Source organism: bacterium (assembly GCA_036504735.1).
Lineage (GTDB): Bacteria > Electryoneota > RPQS01 > RPQS01 > RPQS01 > DASXUQ01.
In genome coordinates this window covers 150,673-173,837 of record DASXUQ010000017.1, presented here as the reverse complement: position 1 = coordinate 173,837, position 23,165 = coordinate 150,673, and the positions used below count along the sequence as shown (strand labels likewise).

Sequence of the window (23,165 nt, the reverse complement as noted above, 5' to 3'; positions counted from 1 at the left end):
GGCTTCTGTGAAACCGAACGGCAGGACACCAAGCATCCACGCATGCAAATCTTCACATGAAAGAGTTGCTTGACGGCAAGGCGCTGGATATTCCGGTGCTGGCGAATATACCCCACATGGATGCAACATTCAAAAAGGCCCCCAAGGCGAAGAGCGAGAAGACGAAGAACGAGAAATTGGATTTGTGAGGGGCATGGGGCGGCTGTCCGCCTGCGGCGAGATGTCGCTGCGCGTGCAGCAGAAGGCCCGCCAAGTCGGGCGCTACGGGACTGCGTGATGCGGGCGTCGGAATGACAAATTATTGGGGGTTGGTTTCGGTCGGGTTGTGGATGGGGTGCGGGGTGGTTTGTCTTTCGGCTCAACCCGACTCGGCGGGGGTTGGAGGCGGGGTTTGGGAGACGAACCCGAGGTTCTTCAGCCGAAGACGGCTTCAGGTCGAAGACTCCGGTGGAGTCCACGGACTCTAACGAGATGACAAAGGTTTGTTGGGGGTGGCGCGGGATCTTGTCGGAGGCGGCCAGAGGCCGCCGGAAGTAAAACGCAAGAGCGCGCGGGGTAAGGACACCCCGCGCGGCGATGGGTGGGGGTGGCGGGGGGCGTCGGAATGACAAGGGGGTGGGGGAAAATAGGAAATTTGAAATTGGAAATAGGAAAGAAGAGGCAGGTGGGAGTTGGGATTCCGTTCCGGGGCGGAACGGAATGACAAATCATTTCATTGGAGGTTTGGTTTCGGTCGGGTTGTGGATGGGGTGCGGGGTGGTTTGTCTTTCGGCTCAACCCGACTCGGCGGGGGTTGGGTGGGGCGGGGTTTCGGTCGGGTTGTGGGCTCGGTGCGGGGTGGGAGTGGGCCGATGCAATCGGCCCCTACACCCGACTCGGCGGGGTTTGGGAGGCGAACCCGAGGTGCTTCCCGAAGACGGCCAGCATGACAAATTATTAGGGCGGCTACGCACGGCCCCACTGACTAAGAGGCATTCCTCCACTCCCGGTTTCGCCTTTTCCAACTTCATTCTCTCCAATCGGTGTGCACAATCTTTCGCTCTTGCTTTCCGGCACATCTGTTCATATATTGGGAGCGACGGACTCCGGCCAACAGCCGCCCCCTTCGCTCCTTGACATAACCGTCGCTCCCCCATAAAAAAACCTGAATTCTCCCGCTTTCAACCCCATATTGGGCCTCTTTTGCCCACTTTTTCAGCATTTCAGACCTTCAGATTTTCAGATTTTTCTTAAGGTAAGGCAGTTCGTTCGGTCAATAATAATTTTCGCGTAAAGACCGCCACGCAATTGCTGAACTTACCACCTCGCTTCACTATGAGAAGCATCCCACGCAACCGCCGCAAGATTGCCACAGGAGATTACGAAAGGGCCGATGGATTTTTCTTATGGGGACTTTCTTATGAATGAACCCAACAAGCCAATTGACAAGCTGCTTGAGGCGCTGCAGGAGCGGGACAAGGAGCTGAACTGTCTGTACAAGATCGAAGAGCTGCTGAACGATCCGACGATCACGCTGGACGCGGTGTTTGAAGGCGTGCTGCGGGCGGTGCCGCTGGCGTGGCAGTTTCCGGAGATCTGCAAGGCGAAGATTATCTTCGACGGCAAGACGTGGCTGACGCCGGGTTTCCGCGAGACGCCGTGGTTCCATAACGCGCACATTATCGTGCAGAACAAGGTGCAGGGCACGCTCTCTGTCTATTACACGCGGGAGACTCCCGCCGCCGATGATGGGCCGTTCCTGAAGCAGGAGGTGCGGCTGATTCACACCATCGCCGACCGGCTGGGACAGTTTATCCAGTATCAGCGGCTGCGCCAGGCAATCCGCCAGTGGCAGTCGGCCAAGCAGGACGTAGCGGCCAGCCCGCTGGGCGGGTGGCGGGTGGTGCTGGAACTGCTGAACCGCACCGATCAAAACCTGGTGCGGCGGATCTCCCAGAAGATGCTGATCCGGCTCTGCTGGAGCGGCGTGCAGGACGCGGAAACGCTGTTTCAGCAAATCAGCAGCGACCGCAAGCTGGAGACGCCGGGGCACGACTCCTACGAGAACACGCCGTCGGAGAAGAACGATCTGCACGACTACGCCAAGCTCAGCGCGCAGGTGTTCAGCATTGCCGCAACCTCGATGAGCGACGATGAGATTCTGTCCTGCATCCAGAAATGGATTCAGGAGGACCGCTCGAGTTTCCTGGTGAAACTGCTGGCGAATTTCAGCACGTCGCTTTCGGAGATCGCGGACGCCGTGCGCCGCTTCGAGCATATCGTGGACGAGGGGATCGAACTCTCGCCGTATACGGACAAGGAACTGCGGGTGTCATTGATCCGGCGGTTCTTTACCGAGCAGCTCGACTATATCAACATTGCGAAGAACTACGTGGAGATCGCGGACTTCTTCGAGCTGTTGAACCGCATCACCTATCCGCAGGAGAGCCACGGGCAGCTTGGCGGGAAGAGCGCGGGACTGTTTCTGGCGTCGCGGGTGCTGCGCAAGGAGGCGATGCGCAACGATCTGCTGAAGAATATCAAGACGCCCAAGACGTGGCACATCACCTCGGATGCGATTCTCGCGTTTGTGAATCATAACAATCTTGAAGAGCTGGTCGAGCACAAGTACAAGGACATCGACGAGATCCGCCGGGAGTACAGCCAGATTGTGCAGCTTTTCAAGCACTGCGATTTTCCGCCGGAGATTGCGCAGGGGCTGTCGCTGGCGCTGGACGATTTCGGCGAGCATCCGCTGATTGTGCGCAGCTCCTCCCTGCTCGAAGACCGCCTCGGGGCCGCGTTTTCGGGGAAATACAAGAGCCTGTTTCTGGCCAATCAGGGACCGAAGCAGCAGCGGCTGGAAGCGCTGATGGACGCGGTGGCGGAGGTGTATTCCTCGACCTTCGGCCCGGACCCGGTGGAGTACCGCGCAGAGCGCGGCCTGCTGGATTTCCCCGAGGAGATGGGGATTATGATTCAGGAAGTGGTGGGGACGAAGATCGGCAAGTACTTCCTCCCGGCCTATGCGGGCGTGGCCTTCAGCAATAATGAATTCCGCTGGTCGCCGCGAATTCGCCGCGAGGACGGACTGGTGCGGCTGGTGATGGGATTGGGCACGCGGGCGGTGGACCGCTTAAGCGACGACTATCCGATTTTGATGGCGCCGGGACAGCCGGGGCTGCGGGTGAATATTACCACCGAAGAGGTCATCCGCTATGCGCCGAACAAGATCGACGTCATCAACCTTGAGACCAACTGTTTCGAGACGATTGACGCGACGCGCTTTTTGAAAGACTATGGCGAGGAACTGCCGGGACTGCATCACTATGTGTCGATGCACCGCGATCATCAGATCCAACAGCCGACCAGCATTCATCTGGACTGCGAGCATTGCGATCTGATTGTGACCTTCGAAGGGCTGATCACGCGCACGCCGTTTGTCAAGCTGATGAAGACGATTCTGAACGTACTGGAGCAGACGCTGGGCACGCCGGTGGATATCGAGTTTGCGTCGGACGGAAAGAATTTCTACCTTTTGCAGTGCCGGCCGCAGTCGCATTCGAACGATTCGGTGCCGGTGGCGATTCCGCGCGACGTGCCGAAGGACAGGATCGTTTTTACGGCGAACCGCTACATCTCGAACGGCAAGGTGCCGGACATTACCCATGTGGTGTATGTGGATCCGGCGAAGTATCTGGAGATCACCGACCTGCCGACGTTGATGATGGTGGGACGGGCGGTGGGACGGCTCAACGCCATGCTCCCCCGGCGGCAGTTTATTCTGATGGGGCCGGGACGGTGGGGCAGCCGCGGCGATGTGAAGCTGGGCGTGAGCGTGACGTATTCGGAGATCAAGAACACGGCGGCGCTGATTGAGATTGCCCGCAAACGCGGCAACTATGTGCCGGACCTTTCCTTCGGAACGCATTTCTTTCAGGACCTGGTGGAATCGTCGATCCGCTATCTGCCGCTGTATCCGGACGACAATGGAGTGATATTCAACGAGACTTTCTTTCTGAATTCGCGGAATATTCTGACCGATCTGCTGCCGGAGTTTGCGGAGGTGGAGAACACGGTGCGGGTGATTGATGTGCCGGAGAGCACGGGCGGTCAGGTGCTGCGGGTGTTGATGAATGCGGGGCTGGATGAGGCGATTGGATTTCTGGCGACGCCACCGCCGCCGCCCGCGCCGCGAAGCGAAAGCCGGGGCTATGCGGTTGATTAAGAGGAGAACCATGAGGACGATTCGGACCTGTGCCGCGCTGCTATTGTGCACCGCGCTGATCACGGTTTGGGGATGCAACAAGGGCGGCGAGAAGGCGGCGGCGCCGGGGAAGTCTGCCGAAGAGACGCGGCTTTCCCAGGAGCCGGTGACCACGGAAAGCATTTATGCCGCGGCGAAGGCGGGAAATGTGGACGACGTGCGGCGATTCCTTGCGCGCGGGGTGAATGCGAACTCCTTCGATGCGGAAGGGTATGCACCGCTGCATTATGCGAGCGCGGGCGGTTTCTCCGAGGCGGCCAGGGCGCTGCTGGACAAGGGCGCGGACGTCAACATGATCACGCAGGACGGGATTACACCGCTGCACAGCGCGTCGATGTCCGGCAATGCGGCGACGGCGACACTGCTTTTGGATCGCGGCGCGAAGGTGCTGGCGCAGGACAATAACGGCATGACGCCGCTGCACACGGCGGCGCTGAAGGGTAATCAGGCGGTGGCGGAAGTATTGCTTGCGCGGGGCGCGGACGTGAATTTCATGACGAAAACACAATGGACGCCGATGCGTGTGGCACAATACGGGAACCATCCGGAGATGGTGGAGTTTCTGAAGAAGCACGGAGCGACGCAGTAAGCGCAAAAGGCGGGTGGCGGGGGCAAGGCGAGGTTTTTCGGGCAATCCGTATCATCGAAGACGGGCAGGAGATGGCCCTTCGGCCACCCCCCTGAATCCCCCCACTGAAGTGGGGGGGAAGGCAGAACCCCTATCCCCTACGGCGGAGGCGATACCCTTGCCATTACCGTGTAGGGGAGGGTTAAGGTCTGCCACAACCCTCCCGTGTTAGCGATTGCAGGATGTGGCACGGGCGGGTTGCGCGTGTTGCATTCTCTGAGGTGTGGCTTTCTTCTGCTTAACCCGCCCCCACACGGGGTGTACACGCCGGGATCACAGCGGATGCAGGAAATTGGAATATACGCATGACTAAATATACTCTCAGAAAAGGTGTACTCATGAAAACACTCATGGCCGTAATGGCGATGGTGGCTTTGATTGCGGCGTGCTCGTCGGCACAGCCGAAGCAGACGACGGAAGCGGCGCCCGCGGTGCAGGGGCAGAGCGGCAGTTATCTGACGATTCCGTTCAAGACGATTGCGGGAGACACGGCGGATCTGGCGGCCTACAAGGGGAAAGTGGTGCTGCTGGTGAATGTGGCCAGCCAGTGCGGATATACTCCGCAGTATAAGGGGTTGGAGGCGCTGTACCGCAAGTACAAGGATCGCGGCTTGGTGATTCTCGGATTTCCCGCCAACAATTTCGGAGAGCAGGAGCCGGGCACCGACGCCCAGATCCTGACCTTTTGCAAGACGACTTATGACGTGACGTTCCCGCTGATGTCGAAGATTTCGGTCAAGGGCGAGGGGCAGCATCCGCTGTACACCTACCTGACCAAGCAGTCGCCGGCTCCGGGCGAGATCACGTGGAATTTCAACAAGTTTTTGCTGGACCGCAACGGCACGGTGATTACGCGCTTCGACAGCAAGACCACGCCCGAAGATCCGAAGCTGGTGGCGGCGATTGAGAAGCTGCTGACGGAAGCGCAGTAGGAATCCGAAAATGCTGAAACGCTGAAACGCTGAAATGCTGAAAGCAGAGTGGCATTTGCCAGCATCGTCCATCCTACAAGATTGTCGTGACCGACCTCCCCATATTTCACATCTCACGGTAAAGGAGCAACCTTGGCAGAAGAAACGATTAGCTTGGCGGAAAAAGATACCGTGGCGGTGAAGCCGACGGTGATGCAGCAGGTTCGGGGGCTGCAATCCAATTTCTGGATTGCGAACTGGATGGAGGCCGTGGAGCGGCTGGCCTATTTCGGAGTGCGGGCGATTGCGCCGCTGTATATGATCGCCTCGATTGCGCAGAACGGGCTCGCGCTCTCTTATACGGAGAAGGGCCTGATCTTCGCCATCTGGGCGCTGGTGCAGTGCCTGGTGCCGATGGTTTCGGGCGGATTTACGGACTCTTACGGCTACAAAAAAAGCCTGGCGATTGCCTTCACGATCAATATTATCGGCTACATTCTGTTCGCCAATGCCAGCGGCTTTGGCAGCGCCCTGGCGGCATCGTGCATGATCGGCCTGGGCACGGCGATTTTCAAGCCGCCGGTGCAGGGGACGATTGCCAAGGCCTCTAACGAGCATAACAGTTCGATTGCGTGGGGCGTGTTTTACTGGATGGTGAACGTCGGCGGCTTTCTGGCTCCGCTGCTGGCGGCGATGGTGCGCGGCGAGACCAACTGGCGGCTGGTGTTCTATTGCGCGGCGGGCGTGACGGCTTTCAATTTCATTCCGATGCTCTTTTTCTACCGCGAGCCGGAACGGGCCAAGGACGCCAAGCGCAAGACCGTGGGGCAGACGCTGAAGGACGTCGGGGTTATTTTCAAGGACAAGAACTTCCTCATTTTCCTCGGGATCTTCAGCGGCTTCTGGTTCATGTTCATGCAGCTTTGGGATCTGCTTCCCAACTTCATCGACGACTGGGTGACCTCGCGGGACGTAGCGCCGCTGTTCTCGCATTTCGGCTCGGGACTGGTGCTCTCGTCGGGCAACGTCAAGCCGGAAGTGCTGATTAACATCGACAGTTTTGCGATTATCGTGCTGATGCTGCCCATCGCGTGGCTGACGGGCAAATTCCATCCGATGATCGCGCTGATCGGCGGCATGGTGATTTCGCTGGTAGGATTCTTTATGAGCGGCATGTCGAACCTGGGGTTCATCGTGTCACTGGGCATCTTCATCTTTGCCATCGGCGAGATGTGCTGCAGCCCGAAGTTTTCGGAGTATATCGGCCTGACGGCGCCGGCGGACAAGAAGGCGCTGTATATGGGTTATTCGAATATCCCCTTTGCCGTGGGCTGGACGCTGGGCAACCTCGTGTCGGGCAGCCTGTACGAGAAGCTGGGCGACAAGATCCAGTTCGCGCGGGATTACATGGTGGCGAATTTCGGCATGAGCGCCAGCGCCGCCAAGGATCTGCCGCAGGACAAGGTGATGGACACGATGGCTTCGATGATGAGCGCGGGCGGGAAGACCATGTCGGTGGAAGATGCCACGCGCGTGTTGTGGGACATCCATCATCCGTGGCTGGTGTGGGTGGTGCTGGGCGGAATCGGCACCGTATCGACGCTGGCGATGCTCTGGTACTATTTCCAGACGCGGAACCGGGTGCAACCGGCCAAAGCGTAAAGCATCACCGAAGCATCACGGCATAGAGAGATGCGGGCCGCCCGGTCATCGGGCGGCCCGCTCTGTGTTTAGCGGAAGCGATTACGCGCCTTTGGAGGATTCCTCTTTGACGCGCAAAGAACCGTCGGGATTGGCGCTCACGGTGACCGGGCCATCGGTGGGATTCAGGTCGGTCTTTACGCCATCGACCACAAGCGCGGCGCGCGCGGCAATTTTCTCGCGGATGATGACGATGTTCTCCGGGCGGGACGGCTGCTCGGTCATGCGCTGCCGCAGTTCGGCATCCTCCCGCTCCTTCTGGGCAATGAGTGTGCGGGTCGGCGGCACCGACTGAAGCAGAGCACGATAGGTGTCAATCTGCTGATGATAGCGGGGATCTTTCCCGATGCGGGCACGGGCCATGAAGCGCAGCAGCATGGTTTGGACATTGGCGGCGGTGACCTCTTTTACGATCTCCTTGCCCATCAGGATTTCGATGCGCGCAAGGTTATCCCGCGCCGACGTCAGAAAGGCCTGATTGTCCTTAAGGCGTTGCTGGAAGAAGTCATTCATGCCGACGCAGATGGTCGAGAAGAGGTTGCTCTCGTCCGAGTCGATACGGCCCAGACTGATGCCGCTACGGGCCAGGATATCGCATCCGGCCACGGATCCGGCGGTGACTGTGCCGCCGACAAGGCGGGAATTTCTGGCCTGACCATTGATCTGCACATGACCGCCGGCGCTGACCACGCTTGATCCGTCTACCGAGCCGACGGTGATGTTGGACTGGCTGTTCAGATTGGAGCCGCTCACGGAGCCGGCAATGGTCACGTCATCCGCGGCTTCAATGAGGGTGCCTTCCTCGACATTTCCCGAGACAAAGACCTCGCAGTCCGTGATGATGCGGCTGCCCAGACGCAGGTTGCCGATGACCTCGATGGTCTGGCTGGAAGTGATGTCCAGCACCTGATCACCCGAGACCGTAAGCACGGGATTGATCTTGAGGGCCACCGTGGCGGGAATCTCTTTGACGCCCTGCGGCAGATTGACACGGGTCATGGTGCGGGTGACGACAACGACACCGTCGGCGTCGGCTGTGATTTCACACTCATCCAGCGAGAGGATCACACCGGCTCCGGCGGTGAGCGTGGTATCGAGGCCGGTGCGCACGGGCAGGACCTCATTCAGCACGTTGCGGCCGGGCTTATCTCCGGTGGTGGGAGGAATCCGGCGGCAGAGCAGATCGCCGCGCTTGACCTTGCGGGAGGACAGATAGGACTCCACGGCCTCGGGGCTGGGCACAGCGTGGAAATAGAACTCGAGTTCAGCATCGCGGCCAATGGCGGGAAACACACCCTTGGCGATGGGAGCCCCTTTGAAGGGCGCCTGCGAACCGAGAACCACCTGAACCTTGGAAGAGATGAACTCCTCATCGATCAGGTCGGGGGCGATCGCCGCTTCCCGCACGACGTTCATGACGCGTTCGAGAGTGATGACGCGCTCGAAACGGTCGAGGTAGCACATATCGAGCACCGCATTCATGCGGGCGTAGCGTGTGCCGTCAAGGGCAATGCCGTCCTTGAAGGAGACGGTGGGATTGCCCTTCTCAAACTGCACTTTTTTGATGCGCACAACCACATCCACCGCGGACGCGGTGCGCGTCTTGCTGAGAATGCCATCGAAGAGCAGGCTGTTATCGGGAAGCCGCTGGGCCTCGGCCATTTTCTGTTTGATGGCACGAAGGTGGCCGAGCAGAATCTTCTGATCCACCAGTTCCTCGGTGTCAATGCGAAACTGAATGTCCCAAGTATCAAACCCCTTGGCGACCACCTCGAACTGGACCTGTGCGGGATCGGCGTACGATGTGCTCATAAGACGATCCGGCGCGGGGCGGATGCGTTGCGCGCTCTACGAAGCCGAGGCGTGGACAACACAGGCAAGCCCGCGCGGCGAGCGCAGCAGACAGTGCGATCAGCAAGGTGATTCAGGGATTCGATGGACGCGACTACGATCATGGGGTGGTTCACAGTGGTTATTCCGCATGGTGTTGCGGCGGCGCAACCTTCGGGCACACTGCACGGCGGGAATGGGCGACGCCGCGAGATCGCAACGCCTCCAATCCTGCACAACTTTCACGCATACTCTATGCCACATCTCCCGGGCCACCGCTCTATGCGCGTGGCACGGCGAGTAGCAGAGTTGCTTATCCTGATTGTTGGAGAAGTCATCTTACATGTTCGAGTGGTAAGCCGTTGGGTGTTGACTTCGCACATGCGATAGCGTATCTTGTACATGCTGCTCCGAAATGCCGGACGTTGACGTCAACCATGAGGTCTTTTATGGATGAGCTTCGCCTGAACCGCAAGGATGGACTCTTCATAACGGTTTGCCTGATCATTCTGGTAGCCGGTCTGCTTGTTGGCTTGCGATACTTCAAACAGGCGTTTCCCGAGGCGGCGGTGGATTTCCGGTACGACCGGGGTCAGACGCGGGAGATGGCTCAAGCTTATCTGCAATCGCTCGATCTTGCTCCACCGCAGGGGTATCATGCGGCCAGCCGGTTCAGTTATGATGATGACGCCAAGACGTATCTGGAGAAGGAACTGGGGGTCGACAGTGCGCGGCGGTATCTCGGGCATCCGGTCCGGCTCTGGTATTGGCAGCACCGGTGGTTCCGGCCCAGCACCAAAGAGGAGTTCCGGGTCTATGTGACGCCGGAAGGCGAGGTCGTGCAGTTGCTGCACGAGGTAGAGGAACAGGCTCCGGGGGCAGATCTTGCCGAGCATGACGCGCGCGTCATTGCCGAAAGGTTTCTGTTCGGCCCGATGAAGCAGGATAGTACGAAGTTGATTTTTCTGGAGGCCCAGCGCACCGGCAGACCCCACCGGAGCGACTGGGCTTTTACCTATAAGGCGGTGGGGATTGAGCCCGTGAAGGGCTCGGACTACCGCTATACGGTGGGACTTATCGGGGACCGGATTGGGAGCTACAGCGAGTTTCTGCATGTGCCGCAGGCCTGGGAAGCGTCTTTTGAGCGGTTGCGCAGCTACAACACTATGGCAGGATCCCTGGACGGGATCGGGTTGCTGCTGACGGCTGTGGCGATGGTGGTGGTGGTGTTCCAGAGGCTGCGGCGGCGGGACATACATTGGCGGACGGCGGTTACCTTCGGGGTGATCTGCGCGGTGCTGGTGCTCCTGAACCACATCAACGAGATTCCGCTGACGCTCTACAGCTATGACACGACGACGTCGTGGTCCGGGTTCTGGACGAGTACGATTTTGAGCGGAATCTTGAGCGCAATCGGGATGGGTCTGGCGATCATGCTGATGACGGCGGCGGCGGAGACGGTGTACCGCGAACAGTATCCGCAGAAGCTGGCCTTGCCACGGATGTTTTCGGCCCAGGGACTGCGGACCAAGCGGGCGTTCAAGAGCATCTTGCTGGGCGTGACGCTGACGTCTTTTTTCTTCTCCTACCAGATTGCCTTTTACCTGATTGCCGGGCATTTCGGCGCCTGGAGCCCGTCGGACGTGCCCTACGATAATTTGCTGAATACAGCGGCGCCGTGGCTGGCGGTGTTGTTTATGGGTTTCTTCCCGGCGGTGAGCGAAGAGTTCATGAGCCGCATGTTTTCGATTCCTTTCTTGCAGAAGCTGTTCCGCAACCGGTACACGTGGCTGGCCCTGGTGATTCCGGCAGTGATCTGGGGTTTCGGACATGCGACATATCCGAACGAGCCGTTTTACATTCGCGGGCTGGAAGTGGGATTGGCGGGGATTGTGATCGGCGTGATCATGCTGAAGTACGGCATTCTGGCGACACTGGTGTGGCACTACACGGTAGACGCGCTGTACACGGCGATGCTGCTGTTCCGGAGCCATAATCCGTATTTCGTAATGACGGCCGCGGTGGCGGTGGGATTATTGGTGCTGCCGATGCTGGTAGCTTTGGTGGCCTATCTGCGCAAGGGACACTTTGCGCCAGAGGAAGGTGTGCGCAACGGCGATATGGGAACGGCGGCGGAAGAGGCTCCGGTAGCGGCACCGGTGGAGGTGATTCCTGTGGGGCCGGTGCACTATCAGCCGTTGCCATCCAACAGGCGGGCGCTGGCTATACTTCTGCTGATTGTGGGGATTGCGCTGTCCTTTTTGCCGGTGGCGCGAGTGGGAGATTTCCTCTCTTATCCGGTGACAAAGCAGACGGCGACGCGGCTGATTGCGGATACTCTAAGGGCAACCGGATGGGCCAACCCGGACACGCTGCAAATGGCGGCCTTCAGCAGTCTGGGACAGGATGAAAATGCGGGGAAGTCCGATCCACGGTCATATATTCTCAAACACGTGGGGTCGGTCGAGGAGTTCAACCGGATAGCGGATCAGCGGCTGCATGAAGGACGGTGGCGGGTGCTGGCCTGGGTTCCGGAGAACCGGCTGCAGTTTATCGGGGCTGTGAATTCGCGAACAGCGCAGGTAGAAGGATTGATTCCGCTTTTGCCGTAGGAGATGCCGGGCGAGAGTTTGAGTGTGGATCGCGCACGGCTGATGGTAGACAGCGCGCTGGCCATGCAGGGAGAGGATCTTTCAAAGCTGGACGTAAAGAACCAGAGCACCGAGACGCGGCCCCACCGGCTGGATCACGGCTTTACCTACGAAGCACGGGAGGGAGATCCGCGCAATGTGGCGGAAGCGAAATACCGGCGCAACGGCGGTGTGGATGGAAACTGGCTGCACGTCGTCAAACCGCCGTGGTACAAGATTCCGGAGACATGGGAACGGGAACGGGAAGCGGGCACGGTGCTGCGGACGGTGAAATCCACGCTGACGTTTTTAGTGATTGCGGCGCTGGTGGTGTGGGCGGTGGGGGTGCTGGCGTACCGGATGCGGCGGGGATTTGTGCCGTGGCGGCGCGCGCTGTTGTATGCCGCGATTCCCGCAGTGGTGGCTTTTCTGGCGGGGACCAATGAATTCTATCTGTCGAAGGCGACGTACTTCAACATGGTGGCGACGCCGTGGTCGGTGTTTCGCACGGGAGTGATTACTCAATGGCTGATCAGCACAGGCGTGCTGTATGTCTTTTTTGCGGTGGGGCTGGCCGTATTGAGTGCGCTATACCCGGAGGCCGCGCCGGCCTTGCGGCGGCCCGAGCGGCGCGCGGCGGGGCTGGATGCGGGGTTCACGATTTTGGGCGGGATCGGCGCACTGCTGCTGGCCAAGGATATTTCAATGCTGCTGGCGGCGGCGAATCCGGCATGGATTCCCTTTGAAGGCTGGACGATTCCCGAGTGGCTATCCGCTCCCATGCCGTTACTGCTCATGTTGGGAAGCGGCCTCAGCAGAACATTGGTTTCGGCCTTGCTGCTGGCTTTCTTTGCCTATTTGTGGGAAGGCCGGATGCGCACGCCCTTGCTGCGAGCCGTATTGCTGCTGGCGGCGGTGGTGATGGTAATGCCAACCTCCTCGCCGGATGCCAATGAATGGCTCTACTCCCTGCTGACGAACATTGTGCGGGTGGCGCTAGCTTTTGTGGTGCTGCGGTACCTGGTGGCAGGCAGACCGGTGCTGCTGTTGGCTCTGGCGGCGGGCTTGACGATCTACTCTCTGGCAGCGCAGGGATTGGGGACGGGCAACGGTTTTGTGATTGCGAACACGTGGGGCTTTGTGGTGATTGCCATAGCGGCGCTGGGGGTTTGGGTGGGGGGAGCGGGAAGAAAGATCCGAGACCGGAGACTTGAGACTTAAGGTCAGGCGGGAGGGTTGCGCGGGTTGCCGTGTGCACATAGCAAATTCCTGCGCTTAACCCTCCCCTACGACCACCTTAATTCAGCAGTTCAGATTTTCAGCGTTTCAGCCTTTTGTCTGATGGTGAAGGAGTGGATCATGGAAATCAAGATTCTGGGGCATGGGTCGGCGACGTGCAAGAGGTTGTATGCGGAGGCGGAGCGGGCGATTGAGCGGACGGAGGTGGAGGCGAACCTCTGCAAGATCGAACGGATCGACGACATCGTGAAGTACGGTGTGGTGATGACGCCGGCGCTGATCATTGACGGGGAGGTCAAGTGCATGGGACAGGTGCCGAGCAGCGAAGAGATCGTATCCTGGATACAGATTGCGGCGGCGCGTGAACAAAGATGGGGACCGGTCAACGAGCATTACGGCGACCCCGTGTAGTTCACACTTCTCTTTTTTTGAGCAAGGCGGATCGAAGGATCCGCCTTTTTGCTGGGATGGTACCCCATTCAAACGCAAAGAAACTTCTGGGATGCGGAAGTAGTACTGCATATAACGGAGTCTTAACTGAATATCCGACGCTAAATTTATTACGAGCATGAAAAATCAGGAGTGTGTAAGAAGGAAGGGCAGATTCGAAGGCTGCGCGTTGCGGTTGTGGATCGCGGTGGGGCTCTTGTTGGCGACCTGTGGATCAGGTGTAGCACAGAGTGACAGCTTTTGGCGTCATGCGCTACACACAGAAGCATTGCTGGACACCCTGCAGGCACAGGTAGTGCATTTCTCCAGTTATGATCGCGGAAGCGGGAATAACGACCAAGGCAATTATTATGGAACCGATAGCGCGGGTTGGCAGGTTCTGTGCGATGTGACGGGACCGGGTGTGATTGCCGAAGTGTGGAGTACGATGCTGCCGCTGGCGCCGGACATCCGGCTGCGGTTGTATGTGGACAATCTTACGACCGCGCTGATCGATACTCCGCTGATCAGCTTCTTCGGCCGCGCCGCGCCTTTTGTTCCGCCGCTGGCTGATACATCGTCCGGCGGTTTTTTCAGTTATGTGCCCATCCCCTTTTCCTCGCGGGCACGGATCACCTACAACGGACCGCCGCTGTATTTTCATGTGACCGCGCTGACGTATCCCGCAGGGACCACGATGACACCGTTGACCATGCCGCCCGGTTCGGCGTACATGGCCCGGCTGGATTCTCTGCGCAGCCGGTTTGCCAATCCGTTGCAGCCGGCATGGCCCAGCCGCAGCACGGTGCGGCAGAGTGCCTCGGCCGCTCTCGCGGCGGGGCAATCTCAGGAGTTGCTGCACTATACGGGACGGGGTGGCTGCCGGCGACTGATGGTGCGGATTGGAACGCATACTCAGCCGGCACTGGAGAATGTGTGGCTGCGGGTGTACAGCGACCATAATCCGCTGCCGGATATCGAGGGACCGCTCTCGACGGTGTTCGGCGCGGCGCTGGGCTGGTGGCCGTACCGCTCGGTATTTACAGGCTTTTCCGGCGACAGCCTGTATTTGAATCTGCCGCTGGTGTTCCGCTCGGAATTTCGCGTCGAACTGGAGAACCGCACGGGGAGTTCGCAGACCGTGAATACCTATGCGGATCTCGTGACCTTATCGGCGCAGGAGACTCCACCCTTCAAGGTGCGGGGAGTTTATAGAGAAGAGAATCCGACTCCGGCGTGGGCCGGACACAAGATTGCGGATGTGCAGGGCGCGGGCACTTATCTGGGAATGCTGCTGGATGCGCAGACCACGGACGGGCATATCCTGGAGGGCGACGAGACGATTGCGCTGGACGGGGAGGCTACTCCCTCCTGGCGTGGAACGGGCACCGAAGACTATTTTGATGGCGGCTACTATTGGAATGATGGGGCGATCTATCAGGCTCTGGGATTTCACGGCTGCATCCGGTTTGCGGGCTACATTGCCGCGGCGTATCGCTGGCATGTGACCGATCCCGTGCCGTTTACGAACCGTTTCCAGATGGACATCGAGGTCGGCGGCTGGAACCAGTTGCAGGGCCATTACCGCACCATGGCCTACTTCTGCATGACGCCGCCGCGCTGGACGGTGGTGGATGCGGACAGCCAGAGCTTTGCGGGACAGAACCTGCGGCTGGTGGGCACTGGGCTCACGCCGTTGGCGGAACTCACGGACGTACACTTGGGAACAACCAGCCTTAGCGTGAGATCGGGAGCCGGGCAGGTGAGCGTGGACTCGGTGCTGGATGTCACGGTGACGATGCCATCGGGACTGGCCAGCGGCATCTATCCGCTCAGCGCTGTGCTCAGTACGGGAACGGAAACGGTGGCAGCGGCATGGCCGTACTTTGCGGCGCCGGAGTTCAGCTTTGCACCGGTCCGGCAGGATCTCGACACCTGTGTTTTTGGCGGGGACACGCTGGCGGTCGATATTTCGGGATTGCCGAGCGGAACCACGGTGAGCCTGTTTGCGGAAAGTACGCCATTGAGCTGGATGGGAGCGACGCCGACGGCAGACGGGAATGAGAATTTGCACGGATTGGCATTGATACCGGGAACTCTGTCCTACGGGGACCATGCGCTGAGGGCAACCGCGCCGCCGATGGCCGATGTGGTGTGCGGGCAGGCGCTCAAGGTGCGGCCCTTTGTGCGCTACGAACTGGAGGCGCTGACGTTGACAAGCTGGAGGTGGAGCACGCAGTTCATTGGGTACGCGCCGGATTGGATTCTGCCGACCTCCACGGAGCCTTGGGGACGAAACCTCGTGCGAGATATTTCGGCCAATGGTGTGGGGGATTACGGGCAGTTTGCGTTTACCTTGCCCAGCGGGGGGGTCTTCCAACCTGTGTATTTTTTCGGAACCACGAACAGTGGTGTGATAGTCCGCACGAAGATTGATGACAGTGTGGACGTGGCGGGGCAGGATACTTATAACGGCCCGATTGTCTGGAGGTGGGACCGGTCGGATTCGGTGCGGGGACGGGTGCAACCGCTGGCAGCGGGACCGCATACCGTTCGGTTCGAGGTGGCGGGGCGCAACCCATCCTCAATAGGATGGACCATGATCCTCGATCAGATAGTTTTGCAGGCGCAGGTTGAATCCTCTCCTGCCCCGCCGCCGCAGCCGGTGAGCCATGTGGTTGCATTCCTGGATAGTATTAACGGGGTCCGGCTGTGCTGGCCGCCGGTGACTCAGGATTCAAGCGGCGAGGCGCTGACTCCAAGCGGGTACCGGATCTACCGTACCGCAGGGCTGGATACGGCCTTTGCGCTGTTCGGGCAAGTTGGAGCGATGGATACGACGTTTGTGGACACGACACGGGCGAACATTCCCGTCTTCAGGTTATTCTACTATGTAAAGGCGGTAGCCAATGGCGGCGTTGGGGGGACGTCCGCGCTGGAATTGCCCGCCCAGCCGCGAGAGATGAAAGGCAGGAGACCTGTGCGATAAGGGAAGGACTTTTGCATAGGCATTTGAGAGCGCCCTGCGAACGATGAGCTGTTCGGCAGGGCGCTCTGGTTATTTGAATATGCCTCTGATGATAAGGGTTTGCCGCGTGATGAGCCATGGTTTTGCGCCGTGCCGGGCATGGATTCACAAGGACCTGAATAACCGTTATGGATATTTTAGAGGATTAATATAGATAACTTTACTACTATTCTGTAACACCACACCCCAGCAATTATTCGGAAACATTTGAAGAACATGGGATAATACCAATATCCGGTATTGCGCTTAAAAGGCAAATCACTTATATTACGCGGGATGGTGAATAGAGCAGTTGATAAACTTAGATCCATTTTGTTGCAGAGATAGATGGTATCTCGACTAAAATTCCACCTTTTCCGGCGCGAAGCAAGCGAGGTGCTTAGTGTGGACTAAGCTGCGTATTGCGTTCCTTGTTCTGGCGGCTCTGATTGTGGGTGCCTGGGCCTGGGTGAATGTCTGGAGCAATACCGGCTATGCTCCCGAGCAGCCGATTGCCTTCAGCCATAAGCTGCATGCAGGGGACAACCACATTCCGTGCCTGTATTGCCATACGAACGCGGAGCGGTCGCGCCATGCGACAGTGCCCGCGTTGAATGTCTGTATGAACTGCCACAGCGTGGTTGCGGTGAACAAGCCGAACATTGCCAAGCTGACGGAGGCGTACAACAGCGACAAGCCGATTCCCTGGATCCGGATTTACAAGCTGCCGGAGTTCACGCATTTCGATCACTCGCGGCATCTGGCTAAGGGGTTCGACTGTGCGGTGTGCCATGGACCGGTGGCGACGATGAATAGAGTGTATCAATATCGCCGTTTGGATATGGGAGAGTGTGTGAAGTGCCATCAGCAGAACGGCGCTCCGACCACGTGTAACACATGTCATCAGTAGATAAGACGCCCGACATTCCGAAGTACTGGAATCGGCTCTCCGATTTGGAGAATCCGGTTGGCGAGTCCCACCAGGAGCGGCTGTTCGACGCCGTGGAAATGGCGCGGCACGCGGGCAATAAGCGGCCCGGGGCAGCGCTGGAGGCGGCGGGCTTTATGGAAGAAGCCCTGATTGAGAACGGCGGCGGCAAAGCGGAACTCTCGCGGCGGGACTTTTTGAAGCTTTCCTCGGCGGCGGTGGCTTTTGCCACGGCGGGCTGCGCGCTCAGGCCCACCGAGAAGGTGATTCCCTATGTGAAGGCTCCGGAGGAAGTGACTCCGGGTGTGCCCAACTACTATGCTTCCACCCTGCTGGATGCGGCGGGGACCGGAGTGCTGGTGAAGACGCGGGAAGGCCGGCCGATCAAGATTGAAGGCAATCCGGATCATCCGCTATCCCAGGGAAGACTGACGGCGCGGGGACAGGCTTCAATTTTCAATTTGTATGATCCGGACCGGCTGACGGCTCCAGTGGCACTGGTGCCCGGTCAGCGGGTGGCTCCGGCACAGATCCCGTGGCAGACGGCGGATCAGGAGATCGGCAAGGCGCTGGCGGAGGCCAACGGCAGGATTGTGCTGCTGACGGGGACCATGCATGGCCCGGCACGGATGAAGCTGATTCAGGATTTTCTGGCGACGTTCCCCGGAGCGCGGCATGTGATGGCCGATGCCTGGACGCACGAAGCCACGCGCAACGCACAGGAGATGTGCTACGGCAAGGCGGTGCTGCCCTCCTACCATTTCGACAAAGCGGACTATGTGCTGGACCTCGGCAGTGATTTTATGGGGTCGGGTTATTCGGCGCTGCAATGGCAGGTGGATTTCGGCAAGGCCCGCAAGGTGCATGACGGCAAGATCAACAAGCTGGTAACCTTCGAACCGTTCATGAGCATGACGGGGGCGAATGCGGATGAGCGGTATCGGGTCCATCCGGCGAAGATGCTGGTGGTGGCGAGGGCCATCGCTCAGGCAATCTCTTCGGGGAACGGGCATTTGGCGGATGCCGAGGGCGAGGCTGGATTGCCGGCGGGGACGCTGGAGCGCGTCGTGCAGGATCTGAAGGCGAATGCGGGCAAGGGAATTGTGATTGCGCCGGACGATGATACCTTGCAGTTGATTGCAAACCAGTTGAACTCGCAGCTCGGAAACGAGGGCATGACGATTGACGGGGCGAGTGCGCCGTCCCAGCAATCGCAGGGCAGCCACAAGGACCTGTTCACGCTGATCAATGACATGCGCGCGGGCAAAGTGGATGTGCTGATTATCTCGGGAACGAACCCGGGTTACTGGCTACCGGCCGTGGCGGGATTTGATCAGGCGGTGTCGAAGGTCAAGACCGTGGTGAGTCTGTCCGACCGGATTGATGAAACGGCGGCTTCGGCGCGCTATGTGCTGCCGGGCCTGCACTATCTGGAAAGCTGGGCGGACAGCGAGCCGCAGGTTGGATTGTACGGTCTGACGCAACCGGCGATTTATCCGTTGTATGATAATCGCTCGACTGAAGATTCTCTGATTTACTTTGCCAAGGCGGGCGCTAAGACAGGGCTGGCGACGTTCGCCGGGGATTGGCACGCGTATTTGATGGACACGTGGAAGACATGGGTCTATACGGCGGGCCGCTATGACGGAACCTTTGAGAATTTCTGGAACAGCGCGCTACGGAATGGCGTGCTGGATACGCGGTCTGCGGAAGCGGCGCGGCCACGCGCCCTGCAGCCTACCGCTTACTCCGTGACCAGCAGGCAGCCTGCCGAACTGGAACTGGTGGTTTACCCTTCTCCGGTGCACACCGACGGGCACGAGGCCAACAACGCGTGGCTGTGCGAGTGTCCCGATCCGGTTTCGAAGATTACGTGGACCAATTATGCCAGCATGTCTCCGGTGACCGGGCAGAAGCTCGGCGTGCTGGAAGGTGAAATGGTCCGGATTGAAGCGCAGGGAATGATGATCGAACTTCCGGCCCATCATCAGCCGGGAGACGTGGATGGTGTGATCAGTGTGCAGTCCGGCTGGGGACGAACCCATGCGGGCAAGATCGGCAACGGTCTGGGCGCGAATGGCTTTTTCATGCGGCAGCCCGCGGGCTGGAGTCTGAAGGCCAGTGGACTGGCGTGCACGTTGGGAAAGACGGGGCGGATGTCGGAGATGGCCAATGTGCAGCAGCACAATGCCACGGAAGACCGGCCCATCATTTATGAAGCCACGGTGGGGGATTATCAGGCGAATCCGCGGTCGGGGCATCCGGACGAAGAGACGCCGCGCTCGTTGTGGAAGCCGTGGGACTACCCGGGCAACCGCTGGGGAATGCGGATTGATTTGAGTTCCTGCATCGGCTGCCATGCGTGTACGCTGGCCTGCCAGGTGGAAAACAATATTCCGGTGGTGGGAGCCGAAGAGACAAAGCGCGGGCGGGTGATGCACTGGATCCGTGTGGACCGTTATTACTCGGGCGATGCGGCCAATCCGGACGTGGTTTTCCAGCCGATGCTCTGTCAGCACTGCGAAAATGCGCCGTGTGAAACGGTCTGTCCGGTGATTGCCACACTGCATGATAATGAAGGCTTGAATGTGCAGGTGTATAACCGCTGTGTGGGAACGAGGTACTGTTCGAACAACTGCCCTTACAAGGTGCGGCGGTTCAACTGGCATGAGTTCTCCAAGGCGGCCTATGAGCAGCAGCCGCTGAAGCTGGCGCTGAACCCGGATGTGACGGTGCGCGAGAAGGGCGTGATGGAAAAGTGCACGTTCTGCTTCCAGCGCATCCGGCAGGCCAAGCAACGGGCCAAGGATTTCGGGCGCGAGGTACAGGACAGCGATCTGAAGACCGCCTGTCAGCAGACCTGCCCGACCGACGCGATTGTTTTCGGAAATTTCAATAATCCCGACAGTCAGGTATCGCAGGAAATGCGGGACGAACGCAGCTATCGAGTGCTGGAAGAGTTGGATACGCGGCCATCGATTGCCTATTGGACGAAGCTGCGGAACCGGCCCGGGCACGGCAAGAAGGCCGGCCATGAGGGGGGGCAGGCATGAGCCATCCCGCGCACGCATTGCCGACTCCCGCTGAGATCGAGAAGGTTCTGCCGACGGAGAATATTCTGAGTGATGATCTGCGGCTGGCGCAGGTCACTGACGACATTGTCAGTCCGCTGGAGCGGTTCCCAAACTGGCTCTGGTGGGTAGCCTTTCTGATTTCCGCGACCATGGCCCTCGCGGGAGCGGGCACCTTGACGTGGCTGCTGATGAGCGGACAGGGGATTTTCGGTTTGCAGATTCCGGTCGGCTGGGCGTTTGATATTACCAATTTCGTGTTCTGGATCGGTATCGGCCACGCGGGCACGCTGATTTCGGCGATTCTCTTTTTGCTGCGGCAGAAATGGAGAACGGCGATCAACCGCTCGGCGGAGGCGATGACAATTTTTGCGGTGATGACGGCAGGCATTTTCCCGGCGTTCCACGTGGGGCGGCAGTGGCTGGATTTCTGGCTGTTCCCCTACCCCAATCACCGGATGTTGTGGATCAACTTCCGCTCGCCGCTGGTGTGGGACGTGTTCGCGGTGTCGACGTACTTTACAATTTCGCTGTTGTTCTGGTATACGGGACTGATTCCGGATTTTGCGACGATCCGCGACCGCGCCAAGTCGGCGCTGCGCAAGCGGATTTTCAATGTGCTGTCCTTCGGCTGGACCGGATCGGTGCGCGACTGGGCCCATTACGAGAAGGCCTATCTGCTGTTTGCGGGCATGGCGACGGCGCTGGTGCTGTCGGTGCACACCGTAGTTAGCTATGACTTTGCGACGTCGGTGGTGCCGGGCTGGCATACGACGATTTTCCCGCCGTATTTTGTGGCGGGCGCGATCTTCTCGGGGTTCGCGATGGTGCTCACGCTGTTAGTGATCATGCGCAAGGCCTTCAAGCTCGAGCATCTGATTACCATGCGGCACCTCGAACTGATGTGCAAGATCATTACCGTAACGGGGCTGATGGTGGGCTTTTCCTACATGACCGAGTGGTTCAACGCGTGGTACAGCGTGAATCCCTTTGAGCGGTTTGTCTTTTTGAACCGCGCGTTCGGCCATTACTGGTGGGCCTTCTGGATCATGTTTACCTGCAATGCGATTATTCCGCAGATCTTCTTTTTCAAGAAGGCGCGGATGTCGCTGGGGATCATGTTCGTGGTCTCGCTGCTGGTGAACCTCGGCATGTGGTTCGAGCGGTTCAACATTATCGTGACATCGCTGTATAATGACTATCTGCCGTCGATCTGGCACGTGTTCAAGCCGACGATCTTCGATATCGGCTGGACGGTCGGCGCCTTCGGGTTGTTCTTTACGCTGTTTCTGCTGTTTGTGCGGATCGCGCCGGTGATTTCGATGGCGGAAATGAAAGCCACGCTGCCGAATCCCACGGGCCGCAAGCAGAAGTTCACCGAACATGGGGAGCCGCTGCGCCATGGCTAAACCCTTTCCGAAATTAGTGGCGATTTTCTCCGATCCCGACGACGTGCTGCACGCGGCTGCGAAGGCGCGGGATGAAGGCTGGCGCGATCTGGATATGATTACGCCGTACCCGCTGCACGGCTCGGAGAAGGCCCTTGGGTTGAAAATGTCGTGGGTGCCGTATGTCACGGTGGTGATGGGCCTGTTAGGTGCGATAGGCGGGTATTTCCTACAGCATTGGACATTGGCGATTGACTGGAAAATGAACATCGGCGGCAAGCCGCCGGTGGCATGGCAGGCGTATGTGCCGATCACGTTCGAATGCGGGATTTTGATCGGCGGTATTTCGACCTTTGTGGCGATGCTGATTGCGGCCAAGCTGCCGAAGCGGCGCGCGGTAATTCTCGATGAGCGGCTGACCAATGACCAGTTTGCCTTGATTGTGCCGCTGGATAATGGCATGAATGAAGAATCGGTTTCGCAGTTTCTGTCGGATCAAGGCGCGGAAGAGGTGCGGCATGTGGAAGTGTAGCCTGCTCATTCTGCTGGCCATGCTGGCGGTTTCCTGCAAGACCAAGTCGTTTACGCAGCTCGAATATATGCCCGACATGTACCGGCAGATGTCGGTGCAGGCGCAGGAGTACGATCCGGCGACGCCGAACGGCGAGGGGATGCGGCCGCCGGTGGCGGGCACTGTGCCGCGCGGCTATGATCCGTATACCATTGCGATCATGGATACTGTGGCGGCCAACGCGCTGTCCAATCCTTTAATGCCGACGGCGGATGTGATGGCGGCGGGAAAGAAGTATTTCAACACGTATTGCATTGTCTGCCACGGTGCGCGGGGCGACGGGCGGGGATATATCGTTCCCAAGTTCACCATGCCGCCGATTCTGTACAGCGACAAGGTGATGGCGTGGCCGGACGGGCGGATCTATCACACGATCACGATGGGCCAAGGTTTAATGCCGAGTTATGCGACACAGATTCCGGCGGAGCAGCGCTGGGCCATTGTCTACTATGTGCGCGCATTGCAGAAGGCGGCCCATCCGACGGCTCAGGATTTGCAGGCCGCGCGGCAGAGCACGATTACACTGGACAGCGATCTGCCGGATACGGGCAAAGCGGAGCCGTGGCCGAAGAAATAAACAGCAGGC

At 59.1% G+C, this 23,165-nt stretch carries 15 protein-coding genes; 14 read left to right on the top strand and 1 reads right to left on the bottom strand.

The genetic code is table 11. The features are described 5' to 3' along the window. Nucleotides 1-56: 56 nt before the first annotated feature. From VGL38_13395 to VGL38_13375, 5 genes are all read left to right on the top strand, one after another. The gene (locus tag VGL38_13395) at nt 57-188 is read left to right on the top strand and encodes a hypothetical protein (protein ID HEY3296417.1); all 132 of its coding nucleotides are present in this window, start codon (nt 57-59) and stop codon (nt 186-188) included. Nucleotides 189-1,399: 1,211 nt separating this feature from the next. Continuing rightward, entirely contained in the window at nt 1,400-4,207 is a 2,808-nt protein-coding gene (locus VGL38_13390) for a PEP/pyruvate-binding domain-containing protein (GenBank protein ID HEY3296416.1), read from the top strand. Between the two features lie 10 nt (nt 4,208-4,217). Further along, the gene (locus tag VGL38_13385) at nt 4,218-4,835 is read left to right on the top strand and encodes an ankyrin repeat domain-containing protein (protein ID HEY3296415.1); all 618 of its coding nucleotides are present in this window, start codon (nt 4,218-4,220) and stop codon (nt 4,833-4,835) included. 377 nt (nt 4,836-5,212) lie between these two features. Further along, nucleotides 5,213-5,806, top strand: coding sequence for a glutathione peroxidase (locus VGL38_13380; GenBank protein HEY3296414.1), 594 nt, complete (start codon nt 5,213-5,215; stop codon nt 5,804-5,806). Nucleotides 5,807-5,938: 132 nt separating this feature from the next. After that, nucleotides 5,939-7,447 (top strand): MFS transporter, encoded by a 1,509-nt coding sequence (locus VGL38_13375; protein ID HEY3296413.1) that lies wholly within the window; start codon nt 5,939-5,941, stop codon nt 7,445-7,447. Between the two features lie 81 nt (nt 7,448-7,528). On the opposite strand, the gene VGL38_13370 is transcribed toward VGL38_13375, so the two are convergent. Further along, nucleotides 7,529-9,298: a FapA family protein gene (locus tag VGL38_13370; protein ID HEY3296412.1), complete on the bottom strand. Its 1,770-nt coding sequence runs from the start codon at nt 9,296-9,298 to the stop codon at nt 7,529-7,531. 467 nt (nt 9,299-9,765) lie between these two features. Here VGL38_13370 and VGL38_13365 point away from each other — a divergent pair, with 467 nt between their 5' ends. The 9 genes from VGL38_13365 to VGL38_13325 all read left to right on the top strand — a co-directional run bounded on the left by VGL38_13365 (nt 9,766) and on the right by VGL38_13325 (nt 23,156). Further along, on the top strand, nt 9,766-11,928 hold the full coding sequence (locus VGL38_13365; protein ID HEY3296411.1) for a type II CAAX endopeptidase family protein: 2,163 nt from the start codon (nt 9,766-9,768) through the stop codon (nt 11,926-11,928). 18 nt (nt 11,929-11,946) lie between these two features. Beyond that, nucleotides 11,947-13,167 carry a hypothetical protein gene (locus VGL38_13360; GenBank protein ID HEY3296410.1) on the top strand — a complete coding sequence of 407 codons (1,221 nt, stop codon included), beginning with the start codon at nt 11,947-11,949 and terminating at the stop codon, nt 13,165-13,167. 138 nt (nt 13,168-13,305) lie between these two features. Further along, nucleotides 13,306-13,596: a thioredoxin family protein gene (locus tag VGL38_13355; protein ID HEY3296409.1), complete on the top strand. Its 291-nt coding sequence runs from the start codon at nt 13,306-13,308 to the stop codon at nt 13,594-13,596. A 307-nt stretch (nt 13,597-13,903) separates the two neighbouring features. After that, complete coding sequence (locus VGL38_13350) at nt 13,904-16,603, top strand: DUF2961 domain-containing protein (GenBank protein HEY3296408.1); 2,700 nt, start codon at nt 13,904-13,906, stop codon at nt 16,601-16,603. A gap of 421 nt (nt 16,604-17,024) precedes the next feature. Further along, nucleotides 17,025-17,531 carry a cytochrome c3 family protein gene (locus VGL38_13345; protein HEY3296407.1) on the top strand — a complete coding sequence of 169 codons (507 nt, stop codon included), beginning with the start codon at nt 17,025-17,027 and terminating at the stop codon, nt 17,529-17,531. Next, entirely contained in the window at nt 17,519-20,602 is a 3,084-nt protein-coding gene (locus VGL38_13340) for a 4Fe-4S dicluster domain-containing protein (protein ID HEY3296406.1), read from the top strand. The genes VGL38_13345 and VGL38_13340 overlap by 13 nt, the downstream gene beginning before the upstream one ends. Then, the gene (gene nrfD / locus VGL38_13335) at nt 20,599-22,029 is read left to right on the top strand and encodes an NrfD/PsrC family molybdoenzyme membrane anchor subunit (protein ID HEY3296405.1); all 1,431 of its coding nucleotides are present in this window, start codon (nt 20,599-20,601) and stop codon (nt 22,027-22,029) included. The genes VGL38_13340 and nrfD overlap by 4 nt, the downstream gene beginning before the upstream one ends. Beyond that, nucleotides 22,022-22,540: a DUF3341 domain-containing protein gene (locus VGL38_13330; GenBank protein ID HEY3296404.1), complete on the top strand. Its 519-nt coding sequence runs from the start codon at nt 22,022-22,024 to the stop codon at nt 22,538-22,540. The genes nrfD and VGL38_13330 overlap by 8 nt, the downstream gene beginning before the upstream one ends. Then, on the top strand, nt 22,527-23,156 hold the full coding sequence (locus VGL38_13325) for a cytochrome c (GenBank protein ID HEY3296403.1): 630 nt from the start codon (nt 22,527-22,529) through the stop codon (nt 23,154-23,156). The genes VGL38_13330 and VGL38_13325 overlap by 14 nt, the downstream gene beginning before the upstream one ends. Nucleotides 23,157-23,165: the final 9 nt, after the last annotated feature.

Excerpts from the sequence above, each read along its gene's own strand:
- VGL38_13395 (HEY3296417.1), top strand. The coding sequence starts at position 57 with ATGAAAGAGTTGCTTGACGGCAAGGCGCTGGATATTCCGGTGCTGGCG.
- VGL38_13390 (HEY3296416.1), top strand. The coding sequence starts at position 1,400 with ATGAATGAACCCAACAAGCCAATTGACAAGCTGCTTGAGGCGCTGCAG.
- VGL38_13385 (HEY3296415.1), top strand. The coding sequence starts at position 4,218 with ATGAGGACGATTCGGACCTGTGCCGCGCTGCTATTGTGCACCGCGCTG.
- VGL38_13380 (HEY3296414.1), top strand. The coding sequence starts at position 5,213 with ATGAAAACACTCATGGCCGTAATGGCGATGGTGGCTTTGATTGCGGCG.
- VGL38_13370 (HEY3296412.1), bottom strand. The coding sequence starts at position 9,298 with ATGAGCACATCGTACGCCGATCCCGCACAGGTCCAGTTCGAGGTGGTC.
- VGL38_13365 (HEY3296411.1), top strand. The coding sequence starts at position 9,766 with ATGGATGAGCTTCGCCTGAACCGCAAGGATGGACTCTTCATAACGGTT.
- VGL38_13355 (HEY3296409.1), top strand. The coding sequence starts at position 13,306 with ATGGAAATCAAGATTCTGGGGCATGGGTCGGCGACGTGCAAGAGGTTG.
- VGL38_13340 (HEY3296406.1), top strand. The coding sequence starts at position 17,519 with ATGTCATCAGTAGATAAGACGCCCGACATTCCGAAGTACTGGAATCGG.
- nrfD (HEY3296405.1), top strand. The coding sequence starts at position 20,599 with ATGAGCCATCCCGCGCACGCATTGCCGACTCCCGCTGAGATCGAGAAG.
- VGL38_13330 (HEY3296404.1), top strand. The coding sequence starts at position 22,022 with ATGGCTAAACCCTTTCCGAAATTAGTGGCGATTTTCTCCGATCCCGAC.
- VGL38_13325 (HEY3296403.1), top strand. The coding sequence starts at position 22,527 with ATGTGGAAGTGTAGCCTGCTCATTCTGCTGGCCATGCTGGCGGTTTCC.